Source organism: Mycobacterium sp. SP-6446 (assembly GCF_001954045.1).
In the GTDB taxonomy this organism is placed as follows: domain Bacteria; phylum Actinomycetota; class Actinomycetes; order Mycobacteriales; family Mycobacteriaceae; genus Mycobacterium.
The window spans coordinates 100,700-116,397 of the sequence record NZ_MBEM01000262.1 but is presented as its reverse complement, the minus strand read 5'-3'; the positions used below and the strand labels follow the sequence as shown (position 1 = coordinate 116,397).

The 15,698-nt window shown below is 68.5% G+C and carries 16 protein-coding genes; 5 read left to right on the top strand and 11 right to left on the bottom strand.

What is annotated here, in order from left to right:
* The 7 genes from A5736_RS24105 to A5736_RS24075 all read right to left on the bottom strand — a co-directional run.
* On the bottom strand, positions 1–403 hold a 403-nt coding region (locus tag A5736_RS24105; protein ID WP_175611371.1), incomplete at its 3' end, for an MMPL family transporter.
* 127 nt (positions 404–530) lie between these two features.
* Positions 531–1,898 carry a hypothetical protein gene (locus tag A5736_RS24100; RefSeq protein WP_076249040.1) on the bottom strand — a complete coding sequence of 456 codons (1,368 nt, stop codon included), beginning with the start codon at positions 1,896–1,898 and terminating at the stop codon, positions 531–533.
* Positions 1,899–1,926: 28 nt separating this feature from the next.
* Positions 1,927–3,291 (bottom strand): hypothetical protein, encoded by a 1,365-nt coding sequence (locus tag A5736_RS24095; RefSeq protein ID WP_076249039.1) that lies wholly within the window; start codon positions 3,289–3,291, stop codon positions 1,927–1,929.
* A 20-nt stretch (positions 3,292–3,311) separates the two neighbouring features.
* A complete protein-coding gene (locus A5736_RS24090; protein WP_076249038.1) occupies positions 3,312–4,667 on the bottom strand; it encodes a hypothetical protein in 1,356 nt (451 codons plus the stop codon).
* 38 nt (positions 4,668–4,705) lie between these two features.
* Entirely contained in the window at positions 4,706–6,067 is a 1,362-nt protein-coding gene (locus A5736_RS24085; RefSeq protein WP_076249037.1) for a hypothetical protein, read from the bottom strand.
* Between the two features lie 173 nt (positions 6,068–6,240).
* A complete protein-coding gene (locus A5736_RS24080) occupies positions 6,241–7,596 on the bottom strand; it encodes a hypothetical protein (RefSeq protein ID WP_076249036.1) in 1,356 nt (451 codons plus the stop codon).
* 32 nt (positions 7,597–7,628) lie between these two features.
* Positions 7,629–9,083: a condensation domain-containing protein gene (locus tag A5736_RS24075; RefSeq protein ID WP_076249035.1), complete on the bottom strand. Its 1,455-nt coding sequence runs from the start codon at positions 9,081–9,083 to the stop codon at positions 7,629–7,631.
* Positions 9,084–9,465: 382 nt separating this feature from the next.
* On the opposite strand from A5736_RS24075, the gene A5736_RS26500 reads away from it, so the two are divergent.
* Positions 9,466–10,224 (top strand): PE domain-containing protein, encoded by a 759-nt coding sequence (locus A5736_RS26500; protein ID WP_254848446.1) that lies wholly within the window; start codon positions 9,466–9,468, stop codon positions 10,222–10,224.
* 25 nt (positions 10,225–10,249) lie between these two features.
* Here A5736_RS26500 and A5736_RS24065 read toward each other — a convergent pair whose 3' ends face one another.
* Positions 10,250–11,434, bottom strand: a complete 1,185-nt coding sequence (locus tag A5736_RS24065) for an acyl-CoA dehydrogenase family protein (RefSeq protein ID WP_076249033.1) — start codon at positions 11,432–11,434, stop codon at positions 10,250–10,252.
* Positions 11,435–11,492: 58 nt separating this feature from the next.
* On the opposite strand from A5736_RS24065, the gene A5736_RS24060 reads away from it, so the two are divergent.
* The gene (locus tag A5736_RS24060; protein ID WP_076249044.1) at positions 11,493–11,873 is read left to right on the top strand and encodes an NYN domain-containing protein; all 381 of its coding nucleotides are present in this window, start codon (positions 11,493–11,495) and stop codon (positions 11,871–11,873) included.
* Between the two features lie 3 nt (positions 11,874–11,876).
* Here A5736_RS24060 and A5736_RS24055 read toward each other — a convergent pair whose 3' ends face one another.
* Positions 11,877–12,200 (bottom strand): DUF4333 domain-containing protein, encoded by a 324-nt coding sequence (locus A5736_RS24055; RefSeq protein ID WP_233147991.1) that lies wholly within the window; start codon positions 12,198–12,200, stop codon positions 11,877–11,879.
* 124 nt (positions 12,201–12,324) lie between these two features.
* Between A5736_RS24055 and A5736_RS24050 the strand changes: the two genes are divergently transcribed.
* Positions 12,325–12,822: a hypothetical protein gene (locus tag A5736_RS24050; protein ID WP_076249032.1), complete on the top strand. Its 498-nt coding sequence runs from the start codon at positions 12,325–12,327 to the stop codon at positions 12,820–12,822.
* 30 nt (positions 12,823–12,852) lie between these two features.
* Here A5736_RS24050 and tpx read toward each other — a convergent pair whose 3' ends face one another.
* The gene (gene tpx / locus A5736_RS24045; RefSeq protein WP_076123396.1) at positions 12,853–13,347 is read right to left on the bottom strand and encodes a thiol peroxidase; all 495 of its coding nucleotides are present in this window, start codon (positions 13,345–13,347) and stop codon (positions 12,853–12,855) included.
* Between the two features lie 110 nt (positions 13,348–13,457).
* Here tpx and A5736_RS24040 point away from each other — a divergent pair, with 110 nt between their 5' ends.
* Positions 13,458–14,408, top strand: coding sequence for a GlxA family transcriptional regulator (locus tag A5736_RS24040; protein WP_076249043.1), 951 nt, complete (start codon positions 13,458–13,460; stop codon positions 14,406–14,408).
* Between the two features lie 12 nt (positions 14,409–14,420).
* Positions 14,421–15,164: a DJ-1/PfpI family protein gene (locus A5736_RS24035; protein WP_076123392.1), complete on the top strand. Its 744-nt coding sequence runs from the start codon at positions 14,421–14,423 to the stop codon at positions 15,162–15,164.
* Here the strand turns inward: A5736_RS24035 and A5736_RS24030 are convergent, their stop codons facing one another.
* A complete protein-coding gene (locus A5736_RS24030) occupies positions 15,165–15,641 on the bottom strand; it encodes a nuclear transport factor 2 family protein (protein ID WP_076123390.1) in 477 nt (158 codons plus the stop codon). It lies immediately after the preceding gene.
* Between the last annotated feature and the right edge of the window lie 57 nt (positions 15,642–15,698).

Genomic DNA, 15,698 nt, shown 5'->3' with positions numbered 1-15,698 from the left:
ATGGACGCAGCGCGGGGGTGGTCACGACGTCGTGTACGCCGCTCACGTCGCGGGCGTCGCCGCGCAATGTGGCCGCCAGCTTGGCGTAGGTCTGCTTGTCGGCGGGCTGCAGACCCCGGTTGTCAGTCAGCACCACGACCAGGATGTTCTGTGCGGACTCACCGAAATCCTTGGCCATCTGGTCGGCGGCCGCCATCGCCTGGGGCGGAAACGGCTGTAGGGGCTTGCTTTCCACGACCTTGGTCAGGGGAGGGAACGCCACCGCCAACACGGCAACCACCGCGGCCCAGGCGGCGATGATGAGCCAGGGCGCGCGCACGACGAGGCCCCCTAGTCCCCCGAACACGCCCGTCGCGGGGGCCGAAGCGCCGGCGGCGCTGGGTACGGCGGCAGGCTTGAACATTCTGAAACCCCTCTATGGTGTGTCGAATCGTCTTCGATAGATCGAACTTATGGCGGCGTCAGCGCGGGGTCTCGCTTGTCGGCGATAGTCGCCATTAGCCGCGATTCCCCGGTTTTGCGCGTTGTGCTCAGGGTGTGTCGGCAACCGGCTCGGGGCACGGCCAGCCGATGGTGGCCGACAGGGACAGTTCGTTCAGGACGCTCGAAAGTTGCTCGCGCAACTGGTCATTCGAGTTCGGCCGCCCGGGCTGATACGCGCAGATTGAGACAAAGACCTGTCCGTGCACCCGTCCCGAGAGCAACCCGAGCAGGCCCCCGGTTGGCTGTACCGTCGCCGTGGTGGCACCCGGGCACAGCGACTTCATGGCGAAGTGGTCCGCGGCCGACCCGTCGGGCCGGTTGGCGGCGGCGTTCACCACACCCAGGTTGGACGATCCGCTGGTCGTCGCGCCGCCGAGAGCAACGATGACCATCCGCCTGATCAGCCACCGCGGCAACAGCGGAGCCAGGGGCAGCAGTGCCAGCCGCTCGTCGGGCGCCTCCCGGTGGCGGATCAGCGCTCGCCTGATCGAGGAACGGATCTCGGTGAGGTCCGTCGCGGCCGCCGCAGGGTCGACCGTGATGTCGGTGCTTGTGATGGCGTTGGCGCGAGTGTCGCCGTCGACGCGCTCGTTGACGGGTATCGCCAACGTGACCATGCCGTTTCGGGCGACTCGCCCCGCTCGCTGGGCGAGGCGCGCCGCTAGTCCCCCTAGCAAGGCGTTGCTGGTTCCGCCGAGAGCGCGGGCGCGGGCGTCCCACTCCGCGGCGTCGACAAAGATCGTTGCCTTCGCGGGCGTGATGCGTTCGTGCGTTCCGGCCGACGGCGCCGGCGGACGGCCGCAGGCCGCCGCCGCACCGGAAACGTCCCCGCGGCTGTCCCGTGCGAACCGGGCCGCGGCAACGACGGCGCGCGCCATCGCCGGGATGTCCCGCGCGGTCTGGCGGGCATCTTCCCGCAGCGCCCGCCAGCGCTGCCGCGACCCGGCGGCGGGCCAGTTGATCGGGTCGCGGTAACCGGCGGCCGCGTCCGCCAACGCCTCGCACAGCCCGACGCCGTCGATAAGGGTATGTGAGATAACGAAACTCACGCCCGCTCCGCCGTCGGTGAACGGGAGCACCGCAAGGTGCCAGCCGGGCCCGCGCTCGGCATCGAGACGCGTGTCGGCCTGCTCCTCCAGCCAGGCGTCGAATTCGTCCCGTGGGCGCGGCGCCGGCACGATCTCCAGCTCGGACTGGCCGCGCGGTGAGACCCAGCGGTGCCGGCCGAACGGCAGGGTGGAGCGTTCGATGCGGCGCGACAACCGTCCCCGCTGCAGATTGCGGTGAAACCTGCGCAAGCCGTCGATGTCGGGCGCGCGGTTGTACACCCAGATGCACTGCAGCAGGTTGGTGGTCCCGGTCGCTCGCTCGCCGGCGAACGCGGTCTGGTCCATCAAATCCAGTACGTTGCTCATCTTCCTGGGTCCTCTCCGGGTGTAGTCGCTACGCGGGCAGGCCGTACATGTCGGGCGGCGTGGCTGTCCAATCGGACGTCGCAGAGAGCGAGAAGTCGGCCAGAACGCTCGAAATGTCCTGCCGCAGAATCTCGTTCGAGTTCATGCGATTCGGCTGATATGCCAGGACCGAGACGAAGACCCGTCCCCGCGCTGTTCCCGACAGCAACGCCAGGATGCCCCCGGTGCGGTCCATGATCGACGTGGTCGTCCCCACGTTGTAGCCCTTGATGGCGAAATGGTTCGCGTCGGTGCCGTCCGGCCGGTTGGCGGCGGGGTCGATCCCGCCGAGGTTGGAGGAAACGACCCCGGCGCCGCTGGCGGCGGCCATCCCGATCATCTGCCGGACCAGCCACCGGGGCACGAAGGGGGTCAGCGGCAGCTGCGCCGTCCTCTCGTCGGGCACCTCCCGATGGCGGATCAGCGCTTGCTTTGTCACGGCTCGGATCTCACGCAGATCGGTCGCCGCGGATGTGGGATCGACCGCGAAGTCAGCGCTCGTGACGGCGTTGGCGCGGGTGTCGCCGGCGGTGCGCTCGTTGACCGGCATGCCCACCGTGACCGAGCCGTCGCTCGCGACGCGGCCCATCCGCTGGGCAAGCCGCGCCGCGAACGCGGCGAGCAGCGTGTTGCTGGTTCCGCCGAGGGCGGCCGCACGCGCGTCCCACTCGCAGGCGTCGACGAAGATGGTCGCCATCGGCAGCGCGATGCGCTCGTCGGCTCCAGCCTTCGAAGCGCGTTGTCCGGCATGGCGAGCCGCGGCACCGCCGCGGTTGCGCCGAGCGAATCGGACGGTGGCGACGCCGGCGCGGCCGACCGCGGGCAGGTCGCGCGCTGTTTGCCGGGCGTCTTGCCACCAGGCCCGCCACCGCCGGCGTGACCCGGCGGACGACCACCTGACCGGGTTCTCACGGTCGGCCGCCGCGTCCGCTAGCGCCTCGCAGAGCCCGACGCCGTCGGTCAGGCAGTGGGTGATGACCAGGCTGATCCCGGCGCCGCCGTCGGTGAACGGCAGGGCCGCTAGGCGCCATCCGGGTCCGTGCTCGGCGTCGATGGGCGAGTTGGCTTGTTCGACGAGCCAGGCATCGAATTGCTCACGCGGTCGCGGTGTTCCGGCGACCTCGACGTCGGACTGACTCGGAGGCGAAACCCAGCGATGGCGGCCGAACGGCAGGGGTGAACGTTCGATGCGCCGCGACAACCGGCCCCGTTGCAGGCACTGGTTGAACTTGCGCAGGCCGTCGAAGTCGACCCCGCGGTCGTACACCCAGACGCACTGCAGGACCGACGTGACGCCGGTCGCCCGCTCGCCGAGGAAGAATGTCTGGTCGACGAAATCTAATACGTTACTCATTGTCCTGCAGAACCTTTCGCTCAGACTGTCAGCTTGTGAAGTCGGGAAGTCGACCAGCCGGTGGTGGCGGTGAGCGAAAAGTCACCGAGCGCGCCCGACAGGTTGCGCCGCAGCTCGTCGTCGGAGTTCGGCTGGCCGGGCTCATAGGCGAGGACGGAGACGAACACCCGGCCCTGCGCCCGCCCCGACAGCAACACCAGCAGTCCGCCCAGCCGGTGCATGACCGCCTTGGTCACGCCCGGGCCGAGGGACCTCACGGCGAATTGGTCGGCCTGCCTGCCGTCGGGCCGGTTGGCGTCCGGGTTGACGACACCGAGGTTGGACGAAACGACGCTGGTGGCGCTGCCCGCGGAGACGCTGACCAATCGCCGGACCAGCCAGTGCGGCAGCAGCGGCGCCAGGGGCAGCAGGGTGAACCGCTCGTTGGGCTCGGAGTTAGAGCGGACCAGCGCGCGCTTGACCGCGGCGCGGATCCCGCGCAGGTCCGTCGACGGGGGCGCAGGATCGACGGTGAAGTCGACGTTCGTGATGGCGTTGGCGCGGGTGTCGCCCTCCGTGCGCTCATTGACCGGCAGCGTCAGGGCGACGGAGCCGTCCGCGGCCAGCCGTCCCACCCGCTGGGCAAGCCGGGTCGCCAACCCGGCGAGCAGGGTGTTGCTGGTCCCACCGAGGGCATGTGCGTGGGCGTCCCATTCGTCGGCATCGACGAAGACGGTGTGCGACCATAGCGTCGCCGGTTCGTCCGCCCCCTCGGGCAGTGCCGGCGTCGCCGGCGACGCGGCGCTGCCACCGCGGTCACGTCGCGCAAAGCGGGCCGCGGCGACGGCGGCCCGGCCCATCGCGGGGATGTCGCTCGCGGTCTGGCGGGCGTCCTGCCACAACGCCTGCCAGCGTCGGCGCGACCCCGCGGCCGGCCAGCTGACCGGGTCGTGCCGGCCGGTGGCCGCATCCGCCAACGCCTCGCACAGTCCGACACCGTCAGTGAGGCAGTGGGTGACCACGAAGCTCACCCCGGCGCCGCCATCGGTGAACGGAAGCACCGCGAGGTGCCAGCCGGGCCCGTGCTCGGCGTCCAGTGGGGTGTTGGCCTGCTCTGCCAGCCAGGCGTCGAATTCCTCGCGCGGCCACGGCATTTCGACGATCTCAAGGTCGGACTGCTGGCTCGACGACACCCAGCGGTGCCGACCAAACGGAAGGGGTGAGGTTTCGATGCGGCGGGACAACCGCCCGCGCAGCAGGTTGCGATGGAAGCGGCGCAGGCCTTCGATGTCGATCCCGCGGTTGTACACCCAGATGCACTGCAGCAGGTTGGTGGTCGCGGTCGCTCGCTCGCCGAGAAATACGGTCTGGTCGTAGAGGTCGAGTACGTTGTTCATTTCGATAGGGTCCTTCCGTCGTTTCATCCGGAGTCCGGTCAGGCGATTTCGCCGAAAAGGCTTGGGCGGCGGGAGTATTTGCGTGGCCAGCCAATCGTCGCGCTGAGGGTGAATTCGTCCACAACGCTCGTAACGTGTTGTTTCAAAACGTCATTGGAGTCCACGACGCCCGGCTGATATGCGGCGACAGAGACGACGAGCTGTTGGTGGAGTCGGCCGGAGTGCAACGACAGCATCCCACCGAGCTGGTGCATCAGCGACTTGGTCACGCCCGGGTACAGAGACCGGACGGCGACGTAGTCGGCGTCGGTGCCGTCGGGCCGGTTGACTTCCGGGGGCGCCGCGCCAAGGTTCGAGGTGACGACGACGTTGCTCACGCCGCCGGTGGCCACGCCGACCATCCGCTTGATGAGCCGCTTGGGCAGCAGGGGAACCAGGGGCAGCAGCGTCTGGCGCTCGTCGTCCTCCTGATCCGATCGGATCAGCGCGTGCCTGATCGCGGTCCGGATCTCGCGCTGATCGGTTGTCACCAGTGCCGGGTCCACCGTGATGTTGACCATCGCGACGGCGTTGGCGCGGGTGTCGTCGGCGGTGCGCTTGTTGACCGGTATCGCCAGGGTGACCGAGCCGTCCTCGGCGACTCGCCCGATCCGCTGCGCGAGGCGGGCCGCCAGCGCGGCGAACAGGGTGTTGCTGGTCCCGCCGAGCGCCCGCGCGCGGGCGTCCCACTCGTCGGCGTCGAGGAAGATTGTCGCGGTCGGCACCGCCATGCGTTCGTCGGCCGCGGCGGCCTGCGGGGGTACCGGGGCCGCGGATTCCGCGCCTCTGCGGTCGCGCCGGGCCAGCCGTGCCGCCGCGGCGACGGCGCGGCCGATCGCGGGCAGGTCACGCATCGTTTGGCGGGCGTCCTCGCGCAGGGCACGACACCGCTTGCGCGACCCAGCGGCGGGCCAGTCGACCCCGCCGTCGTAGCCGCAAGCCGCCTCCACGATCGCCAGGCACCCCCCGATGCCGTCGGTCACACAATGTGACAGGACCAGGCTCACGCCCGCGCCGCCGTCGGTGAACGGGAGCACCGCCAGGTGCCAGCCGGGCCCGCGCTCGGCGTCCAACGGGGTGTTGACCTGCTCGCCCAGCCAGGCGTCGAACTCCGCACGCCGGCGCGGTGCGGCGATCTCGAGCTCGTGTCGGTCGTTGGCCGAGACCCACCGGTCGCGACCGAACGGCAATGGTGAGCGCTCGATGCGACGCGATAGCCGTCCCTGCTCAAGATACCGATGAAACTGGCGCAGACCGTCGATGTCGACCGGCCTGTCGTACACCCAGACGGCCTGCCCCACGCCGGCGGCCCCATCGAGACGAAAGAAAGTCTGGTCGACCAGGTCGATTACGTTGTCCATTTGGCATGTCCTTTTCGGCATCCACCGAATATCGTTGCGGTGGACAAGATTTCGATCGAGAGAATCGCGGTGTTACTTGCTTCAGATCGAACGTACGGCCGCGGGTCCTTGCGTGTCGCGCTTGTGAGCGATAGTCGCCGATAGCGGCGATTCCGCGATTGTGCGCATTGTGCTCATCGGGCGGGCACCGGCTCGTCGCAGCGCCAGCCTGCGGTCGAGCTCAGCGAGAACTCACCCAGGATTTCCGAGATGTGCCTTTGCAGTTCGGCTTCCGAATTCACGCCGTCCGGCTGGTACGCCACGACGGACGCGAAGACCCGGCCGTTGGCCCTTCCGGAGAGCAGGGACAGCAGCCCCCCGAGCTGGTGCAGCATGCCCGCGGTCATGCCTACGCTGAGCGACCTGATGGCGAAGTGGTCGGCGTCGGTGCCGTCGGGTCGATTGACGACCGGCTGTACCACACCGACGTTGGACGAGCCCACGCTGGCCGCGCTGTTGGTGGCGGCGCCGACCCATCGCTTGCCGAGCCGCTCGGGCACCAGCAGAACCAGGGGAAGCAGCGTCCAGCGCTCGTCCGGCTCGGTCTGCGAGCGGATCAGCGTCTGCTTGGTAATGGCCCGGATAGGCCGCAGGTCGTTGGTGGCCGGCGCGGGGTCCACGGTGAAGTCGACGTTGGTGATCGCGTTGGCGCGGGTGTCGCCGGCGGTGCGCTCGTTGACGGCCATCGTCAAGGCAACCGAGCCGTCGGCGCCGATGCGCCCCATGCGCTGGCCGAGGCGGGCCGCCAACGCCAGGAACAGCGTGTTGCTGGTCCCGCCGAGCGCTCGCGCGCGGGCGTCCCAGTCGTCGGCGTCGACGAAGACGGTCGCCGTGGGCGGCGTGGCTTTTTCGTCGGTGCCCGCGGTGGGCTCCGACCCGGATGCGGCGGCCACGGCGGCGTCGCCGCGATGACGCCGGACAAATCGTGAGGCGGCGACCGCGGCGCGGGCGATGCCGGGAATGTCACGTGCGGCTTGGCGCGCGTCCTCATGCAGGGCCCGCCACCAGGGGCGCGAGCCGGCCGCCGGCCAGTTGATCGCGCCGTCGTCGCCGCGAGCCGCGTCCGCCAGCGCCTCGCACAACCCCACGGCATCGGTCAGGCAATGAGATGCCACCAGGCTGACCCCGGTGCCGCCGTCGGTGAACGGCAGCACCGCCAGGTGCCATCCGGGCCCGTGCTCGGCGTCGAGGCGGGTCTCGGCCTGCTCAGCCAGCCAGGCATCGAATTCCTCACGGGGCCGGGGCGATTCGACGATCTCGAGGTCGGGATTGTCGGTGGACGCCACCCACCGATGGCGGCCGAACGGCAGCGGCGAGCGCTCGATGCGGCGGGATAGCCGTCCCGACCGAAGGTGCCGATGGAACCGGCGCAGCCCCTCGACATCGGCGCCGCGGTCGTACACCCACGAACACTGGATGAGATTGGTGACTCCGGCCGCCCGCTCGACGCGGAAAAAGGTCTGGTCGACCAGATCGAGTGCGTTGCTCATTTTCGTCGTCCTTTCGCTGTCACACGTCGCTGTTACACGCTGATGACCGGCACACCGTGGTTCGAGTTGGCGTGATGCGCAACGGCATCCACCCAATCGGGGGTCGTCTTGACGGCGTAGGAGAACGCCTGGGTCAGCGCCGCCAGGTAACGGTGCACCGACTTGCGGGCCTCCGCGTTGTCCGGGAAGGAGATCGTCGCGGTGGTCTTGTGCGCCTGGCGATTGATCCACAAGTTGATCCCGCCGTGTGACAGGTTGTCGGCGTAGGTGCCCCAGTTGGCCTCCTCGAAGAGGCCGGCGGCAGGGATCTTGCGAAAGTCGATGAACGACACCATCATCGCCCGGGAATCGGGCGGCTCGACGCCCAGCTCAAGTGGCGCCGCCAGCTCGAGCGCTCGCTCGACGGGCACGTCGGCCAGGGCCTTGGCGGCGTTGAACGACTCCTGAGCCGCCCGCGCCGCCTCGGCGAAGGTGGCAGTGCAGATCGGCACGCTGACCGGGACCAGGTTGGCGAACCAGCCCACGGTCATCGAGTCGAGGCCAGGAGTCCGGGTGTCGTACGGGGTGAAGCCGTGATACGTTGCGGTGCCGGTGAACTCGTGGTCGGCAAACGCCGCGCAGGCCAGCACTCCCCCGCTGAACCGGGCGCCGGCGGCGTGGCAGGCGATCTCGAAGGACTCCGTGTCGGCGGCGTCGAGCAGGTCGACCGTCACGAAGGTGCCCTCGGTGCCGGTCCCACCGTCACCGACCGGCAGCGGGAAGGTTGGCCACTGGCCGCCGGTGTCGCGCGCGAAGTCGATCCACGCCATGATCTTCGGCGAGGACAGGGTCAGCTCCGCGAGTCCGTCACGCTGGCGCGCGGCATAGCTGCGGTAACTCGCCACCTGCGGGAGGGCGACGGCCGCGGCCCCGGTCTGCGACAGGTGCTGGTACGTCGTGTGGACGTCGAAGAAGATCAGGCCCGCCGACATCCCGTCGATGTGCAGGTGGTCGACGCTGGCGTAGAAGGTGAAGTAGTCGGCGTGCTGAACGATGCCGAACGTGAAGCAGTCCCACTCGAGCGTCCCCGGGGTTGTCGTCAGGGCGTGCGTGCGGACCTGATCGGCATCCATGTAGCCGAACTCGATCGGCGCCAGGTCGATGTCCATGGGGTCCTCGATCCTGCGACGGACGATGACGCCGTCCTCGAGCTCGAACCAGTCGTGGTAGGCGTCGTGGCGGCGGACATGCGCGTTGAGCGTCGCCGTCATCACCGGGATGTCACAAACGCCCGGAACGTCCCACGCCACGACCATCAGCCTGGGCAGCTGCGCGGCCCGCCCCGCGGCGTCGTAGGCGGACCGCAGGTGCCGAGCCCTTTGGTAGCTGGGCGCCAAGTCGCTGCGCGGCGCGGTGAGAGCCGCCGCGCGCGCGGCAGCTGAGGCCCGCCACGTGACGACCGGCCCCTCGCCCGGCTGCCACGCGTTGATGCTTCCCAGTGCGACCATTCTCCCGACCCCTTCTCTGTGTAATGCCGCAACGCCGTGCCACGATGCGGAAGCGCATCGCGAAAGTCATTCGTGCGGAGGGTGTTTCGGCTCGCCGTACTGATCGTGCGGCGCGTTCGGCTATCTGCTGAAACCGAAATTACGGCGCGACGGCCGGGATGTCTCTCTTGTGGGCGATAGTCGAAATAAGCGACGATTACCCGGTTTTGCGCATTGTGCTCGCATTAAGCGCCGCGGCCGGGCGAGCCAACGGTCGATGCGCCATTCGAGTTGCGCGGCCCAAATTAGTGAACGACGCAGTCCGCTACCTCGGTAGAATTGCCTAGTGCGCCTAGCTGGCGTCGGCGCATCAATTCGCAGGAACAGGACGTATATGACATCCATGTCGCAAGACCCGGCCGCTGCTGCCATCGGTGGGCAGGTCATCGAGATGGGGACCCGAGGCCTGGCCGCGGGCGCCGCGGCGGCGCCCACGGTGACCGCGCTCGCGCCCGCGGGCGCCGAAGAGGTGTCGATGCTGGCGGCCGCGGCGTTCGGGGTGGACGCCGCGGCGTTCCTGGCTGCACAGACAGCGGCTCAACAAGAACTTCTGCGCACGGGCGCGGCGCTGATCGACATCGTCCGCATGTATACGCAAACCGATGCCACCGCTGCCGGCACCCTGCACGCCAACGCGATGCAGCTCGGGGCTATCGGTACCGCTGCGGTGTCCCGCCGTCCTGGGCGAGACGCCGCACTGCTTGGCGCCGAAACACTGGCGGCCCCAGCACCGCCGGCCTCAGCACCGCCTGCCGCAGCACCGCCGGCCGCCAGCCCCGTCGTTTCAGCGCCGGCCGCGAGCCCCGCTGCTTCGGTGCCGGCCGCCGGTTACGCCGCGGCCACATCGCTGGGTGGCGTCGCTGCCCCAGCGAGCCCGGTCAGCGGCGTCGGTGCCGGCGCTGGGGCGGCACCCGGCCTCGTCGGTGCCGCATCGTCCGCGCTCGGCGCCGCGGCCGCTCCGCTGAGTTCGATCGGCTCACTCGCCCAGGGAGCGGCGGCCGGCGGCGGTGCCGGGCCGGGCCTGGCGTCCGTTGATCAGGCTCAGGACAACAGCGACAGCGACAACTCCGGTGAGCAGCGACGGGGCGAGCAACTGCTGTAGCTAACGACAACCAGCCGTCCGCGCGTCAGAGCCCCGGCTGGTCGTCGATGATGCCCAGCCATATCTGTGCCACGTCGATGGCCACCTTTTCACTGATGAAGGCGTGTTGCGTCCCGGTGTACATGTCGCGGAAAGCCCGCTCGAGGCGACTGCCCTCGCGGATCGAGCTGGTGCCGGCGACCAGATGGGCCCATTCGGCGCAGGCTCGGGCCGTGTCGGTGGCATAGACCGCGGCCACTCGCATGTCAGCGCGCAGGGCCGGGGTCAGATCTTCTCCGGCGGCAACCGCCGCCTCGGCAGTGGTGAACGAGTCGAGCACCAGTAGGCGGGCTGCCCGCCAGGCCGCCCGGTGGTGCGCCAGTCCCTTCTGGAACGTGGGCCGGCTGGCCAGGGACGCCATGTCGCTCATCCGGAACTTCGTTGCGGCCAGTTCCTGGACATCGTCGAGCATGCTCTTGGCCACACCAAGCGCCCATGATGCGTGGCCGGCGGCGGTGACGGGCATCAGCCCCATGCGGGTGGCCGGTGACTCGCCGCGATATGGCTGCCTGACAAACAGTTCGAAGGTGCGGCTCGCTGGCACGAACACGCCCTCGGCGCTGTAGTCATAGGATCCCGTCCCCTTGAGCCCCTGCACGAACCAGCCGTCGTCGAAGCTGATCTCGTCGCGCGGAATAACCGCGACCCGCATCTCGGGGAAACCTTCACTGATCCAGCGCATTTCGCCGTTTTCCATCGGCAAAAATCCCGCCGCGATGTATTGCGAGTGGCCGATGCCCGAGCCGAAGTTCCACGACCCGTTCAACAGATAACCGCCGTCGGCGACGGTTCCCTGGCCGTTGGGAAAGAACTGGCCGCCCAGCGTGACGCGGTTGTCGTGCGCGGTAAAAACCTCGGCGAAGCCCTCGTCGGGCAGGTACGCGGCGGCGGCGAACGAGGACGGCAGATTGGCGATGCCGATCCAGCCGAATGAACCGTCCTGCCAAGCCATTTCGATCCACGTCTCGATCATCTCGGTGAAAGACGGCTCAACACCGCCGGCCACAACGGGATTGAACGCGGACATCAGTCCGCTGCCCCACATTTCGTCGACGATGGCCGGGGTCAGCGTGCGCATCCGCTCAGATTCGGCGGCTTGCGCCCGCACGAGATCTCGCATACCGCGAGCCAGCGAAACGACCCGGTCACCGGTGTCGGCTATCGACGTCATAGGGGTGACCGTACCGGCCCGTCCGGCCGCACCGGCAAAGCGGCCCTACCGTGTCTTTGTGCGATGGATCGTGGACGGCATGAACGTGATCGGGAGTCGTCCCGACGGCTGGTGGAAGGACCGCGGCCGCGCGATGGCCACGCTGGTGGAGAGGCTGGACCGATGGGCCTGCGATGGAGGCGAGACGGTGACGGTGGTGTTCGAGCGGCCGCCGACGACCGTCATCACGTCATCGGTCGTCGAAATAGCGCATGCACCTAGAGCGGCCGCGAATTCCGCCGACGACGAAATAGTCCGGCTGGTTCGGGCCGACTCCAGCCCACACGACATTCGCGTGGTGACGTCGGACAGGGCGCTGCACGACCGGGTACGCACGTTGGGTGCATCCGTCTACCCGGCGGAGCGATTCCGTGAACTCATCGATCCGCGCGGCCGATGACGGCTAACTCGGGTGGGTCTTGACGTCGAACTCGACCCGCTCGCCCTCAACCTTGGTGATGCGCATGTTCGCGACGTACGGCGTGCCCTCGGGCCCGGTGAAGTGACAGTCGAACTGTCCACCCACCTTCGCCTCCACCCCGGATGGGCAATGCACGTCGGTTGGATGGAAGCCGGTCTGCTTGGACACGACATCGACGACGGATTGCGCGGCGCCGTCGGGTTTGATGGTTGACTTCGAACTACAGCCGGCCAGCTGCACAGCCACAAGGCCGACGAGCATCCCCGTGAGGACGCGGACGCCGGCACTTCGGATGAGGGGTCGCATCGCTGGGCTCCTTTGCCGCACTCGCGCTCGGAGAAATCTGCGCGGAACCGCAGGCTAACACGCTTTCGTTGCGATACAACAGGTTACGAAGACAAATGATCATCGGCTGCAAAGGTGAGCGGTAATGGCACTTCGACACGTCGTGATAGCTGCAACCTTCGCAGCAGTCACCCTCGGTGTGGGGGCACCGCTAGCGGGCGCCGACCGGCCCGAACCCGTCCCGCTCTACGGCTCGTACAACACGTTCCTCGACCATTCAAAGCAGACCTTCAACGGCCAACCGCGGGCATCGGAACCGTCGACGCAAGCCGCCAGCTTCACCACCAACTGCGACGCCTCCGGCTGCGTCGCGCACTGGCTATTGGTGGATCAGTTGCGGGACAACCCCAATGCCCCAGCGTTGTTCGACTACCGGTGGGCGGGCGACCGGTGGGCGTCGAGCTCGGACTACCCGTTCCACTGCGACGACGGCGGCACGGTCGCGACGACCAGATCCGACTTCCTGGTGCCCAACGGTGACGGAAGCTTCCGCGGCGAGCGGACTTTCGCGGTCGGCGCACCCGGATGTCCCGGCGATGGTCCGGGGATGTACTGGCTGCCGTTTACCCTGACGCCTACCTGAGCGCCGCCACCGCCCGACTGGCCGTAGGTTCTAGCCGACCGCCGCCAGCGCCGCGTCGTAGTCCGGCTCCTGGGCGATCTCTGGCACCAACTCCGTGTACGCGACGTTGCCGTCGGCGCCGATCACGACCACCGCGCGCGCGAGCAGCCCGGCCATGGGTCCGTCGATGATGCCGACGCCGTAGTCGTCGGCGAAGCCGCCGCGGAACGCCGACCCCGTCTTGACATTCTCGATGCCCTCCGCCCCGCAGAACCGCGCCTGCGCAAACGGCAGATCTTTCGACACGCACAACACCGACGCCCCGGTGGCGGCCGCACGTTCGTTGAAAGTCCGCACGCTCGTGGCGCACACCGGTGTGTCGATCGAGGGAAAGATGTTCAGCACCACGGGCTTACCACTGAACTGGTCGTTGCTGACCGCGCTCAAATCCGTACCGGTCAGGGTGAAGGCCGGGGCTTGAGATCCGACGGCGGGCAGCTCGCCGACAGTGTTGATCGGGTTTCCACGCAAGGTTATCTGTGCCATGGCCACAGTCTGCCAAGCCCGGGACGGCCGCCCGGGGCCAGGTCCGCATGTCCTAATTCGTGGGCTACACGGCGTAGACGCCATGCCCCTACGTGGCCAACACTGGGTCCATGGCTCGCAAAGTGGTGATCGTCGGCTTTCCCGGCGTGCAGGCACTCGATGTGGTGGGGCCGCATGACGTCTTCAGCACCGCGTCACTACTGACCGACGGCGGATACGACGTCGTCGTCGCCTCCGCCGGTGGTCAACCCGTCGGCACCCCCACCGGCCTGTCCTTCCAGGCGGCGCCGCTGCCGGATCCGGACGACCCGCTGGACACCGTGGTGTTGCCCGGCGGCGGTGGCATCGACGACGCGCGAACCGACAGTGAGCTCGTGACGTGGATCAAAGCCGTCGCCGGCACCGCTCGCCGCATCGTCACGGTCTGCACCGGCGCGTTCCTTGCGGCCGAGGCGGGGCTGCTGGACGGCTGCCGCGCGACCACGCACTGGGCGTTCGCCGGGCGGCTGGCACGCGAATTCCCGGCCGTCGACGTCGACCCCGACCCGATCTTCGTCCGTAGCTCCGACACCGTATGGACCGCCGCGGGCGTCACCGCGGGCATCGACCTCGCGCTCTCGCTGGTCGAGGACGACCACGGTACCGAGCTGGCGCAGACAGTGGCCCGCTATTTGGTGCTTTATTTGCGGCGCCCGGGCGGTCAGACGCAATTCGCGGCGCCGGTATGGATGCCGCGGGCGAAACGGCCTTCGATCCGGGAGGTGCAGGAGGCCATCGAGTCCGAACCGGGCGGCTCGCACAGCATCGGCGAACTCGCCCGCCGGGCGACCATGAGCCCCCGCCACTTCACTCGCGTTTTCACCGACGAGGTCGGCGAGGCGCCCGGTCACTACGTCGAACGCATCCGCACCGAAGCCGCTCGCCGGCAGTTGGAGGAGACCGACGACACCGTCGTGGCGATCGCTTCGCGATGCGGCTTCGGAACCGCAGAAACCATGCGGCGCAACTTCATTCGCCGCGTCGGTGTCTCGCCGGATCAGTACCGCAAGGCCTTCGCCTGAGAGGACGACAGCATGACCCAAATTGCCTTCGTGGCCTACCCCGGATTCACCGCCCTGGACATGATCGGACCCTACGAGGTGCTGCGAAACCTCCCGGGCGCCGAGGTGCGATTCGTCTGGCACGATTCCGGGCCGATCACCGCCGATTCGGGCGTCCTGGTCATCGGCGCGACGCATTCGCTGGCCGAAACACCTTCGCCCGACGTGATTCTGGTGCCCGGCGGTCCGTCGACGCCTGTGCACGCGCGCGACGCGCGGCTGCTGGACTGGCTGCGTCAGGCCCACCGGACCGCCAGCTGGACGACGTCGGTGTGTTCGGGCTCTGTGATCCTGGCGGCGGCCGGCCTGCTCAAGGACCGGCGCGCGACCTCGCACTGGATTGCGCTTCCGCTGCTGAAGGGTTTCGGCGCGACCCCCGTCGCCGATGAGCGGATCGTGCACCAGGGCGACGTTGTCACGAGCGCGGGCGTCTCCGCCGGACTCGACCTTGCGCTGTGGCTGGCCGGCGAGATCGGCGGCGAAGGCCGCGCGAAGGCCATCCAGCTCGCCATCGAATACGACCCGCAGCCACCGTTCGACAGCGGCCATATGTCCAAGGCCTCGGCGACCACGAAAGCCGCTGCGACGGCGCTGCTTTCCCGCGACAGCGTCAAACCGGCCAACCTCAAGGCCGCCACGCTGCTGGCCTGGGAGCAGGCGCTGACGGCAGTCCGTTCACGCCGGCGCAGTCGCCAGCCGGATCGGTCGCCGGCCTAGCTAGGCGTTGGGCTGCAGGATTTCGTCGGAGGCAAGCTGGCCGCCGGCCTGCATCCACGCCGCGACGACCCCCGGCGCATCACGGTTGGGGTTGTAGATGTCTTCCTCGCTGGAAAACAGGCCGTCGCCGCCATAGACCAGCCGCGTCCAGTTCGGGAACCAGAACGGCTCGCCGTCGGGGTCCGTGGGGTGGTCGAGCAGGTTCTTGATCATCATGACGATCGCGTCGTTGTCGTCGTCGTAGGCGATCCAGTCGTTGGGAAAACGCATGTGTGGGAATGGGGCCATCACCGCGACGATCCAGTCCCGGACCGCCTCCCGGCCGTGAAAGACGCCATAGTGGTGCTCGGTGTAGACGACGTCCTCGGTGAACAAATCCGCGAACGGTCGCCAGTCACCCGAAGCGCTGCACCCCTCGACGACGGTGGTGTAGTTCGCGAAAGCTTGCTCGATTTCGGCCCTGGTGAATTTGCCCATGACGGACACACTAGAACGTGTTCCGGTTTTTGGGTGGCTCGGATGGATGGGGATCTC

Bases quoted from the DNA above. Each gene is read 5' to 3' on its own strand.
- A5736_RS24035 (WP_076123392.1), top strand. From the start codon at position 14,421: ATGACCCAAATTGCCTTCGTGGCCTACCCCGGATTCACCGCCCTGGAC.
- A5736_RS26500 (WP_254848446.1), top strand. From the start codon at position 9,466: ATGTCGCAAGACCCGGCCGCTGCTGCCATCGGTGGGCAGGTCATCGAG.
- A5736_RS24075 (WP_076249035.1), bottom strand. From the start codon at position 9,083: ATGGTCGCACTGGGAAGCATCAACGCGTGGCAGCCGGGCGAGGGGCCG.
- A5736_RS24055 (WP_233147991.1), bottom strand. From the start codon at position 12,200: ATGCGACCCCTCATCCGAAGTGCCGGCGTCCGCGTCCTCACGGGGATG.
- A5736_RS24080 (WP_076249036.1), bottom strand. From the start codon at position 7,596: ATGAGCAACGCACTCGATCTGGTCGACCAGACCTTTTTCCGCGTCGAG.
- A5736_RS24090 (WP_076249038.1), bottom strand. From the start codon at position 4,667: ATGAACAACGTACTCGACCTCTACGACCAGACCGTATTTCTCGGCGAG.
- A5736_RS24030 (WP_076123390.1), bottom strand. From the start codon at position 15,641: ATGGGCAAATTCACCAGGGCCGAAATCGAGCAAGCTTTCGCGAACTAC.
- A5736_RS24050 (WP_076249032.1), top strand. From the start codon at position 12,325: ATGGCACTTCGACACGTCGTGATAGCTGCAACCTTCGCAGCAGTCACC.
- A5736_RS24095 (WP_076249039.1), bottom strand. From the start codon at position 3,291: ATGAGTAACGTATTAGATTTCGTCGACCAGACATTCTTCCTCGGCGAG.
- A5736_RS24065 (WP_076249033.1), bottom strand. From the start codon at position 11,434: ATGACGTCGATAGCCGACACCGGTGACCGGGTCGTTTCGCTGGCTCGC.
- A5736_RS24085 (WP_076249037.1), bottom strand. From the start codon at position 6,067: ATGGACAACGTAATCGACCTGGTCGACCAGACTTTCTTTCGTCTCGAT.
- tpx (WP_076123396.1), bottom strand. From the start codon at position 13,347: ATGGCACAGATAACCTTGCGTGGAAACCCGATCAACACTGTCGGCGAG.
- A5736_RS24040 (WP_076249043.1), top strand. From the start codon at position 13,458: ATGGCTCGCAAAGTGGTGATCGTCGGCTTTCCCGGCGTGCAGGCACTC.
- A5736_RS24100 (WP_076249040.1), bottom strand. From the start codon at position 1,898: ATGAGCAACGTACTGGATTTGATGGACCAGACCGCGTTCGCCGGCGAG.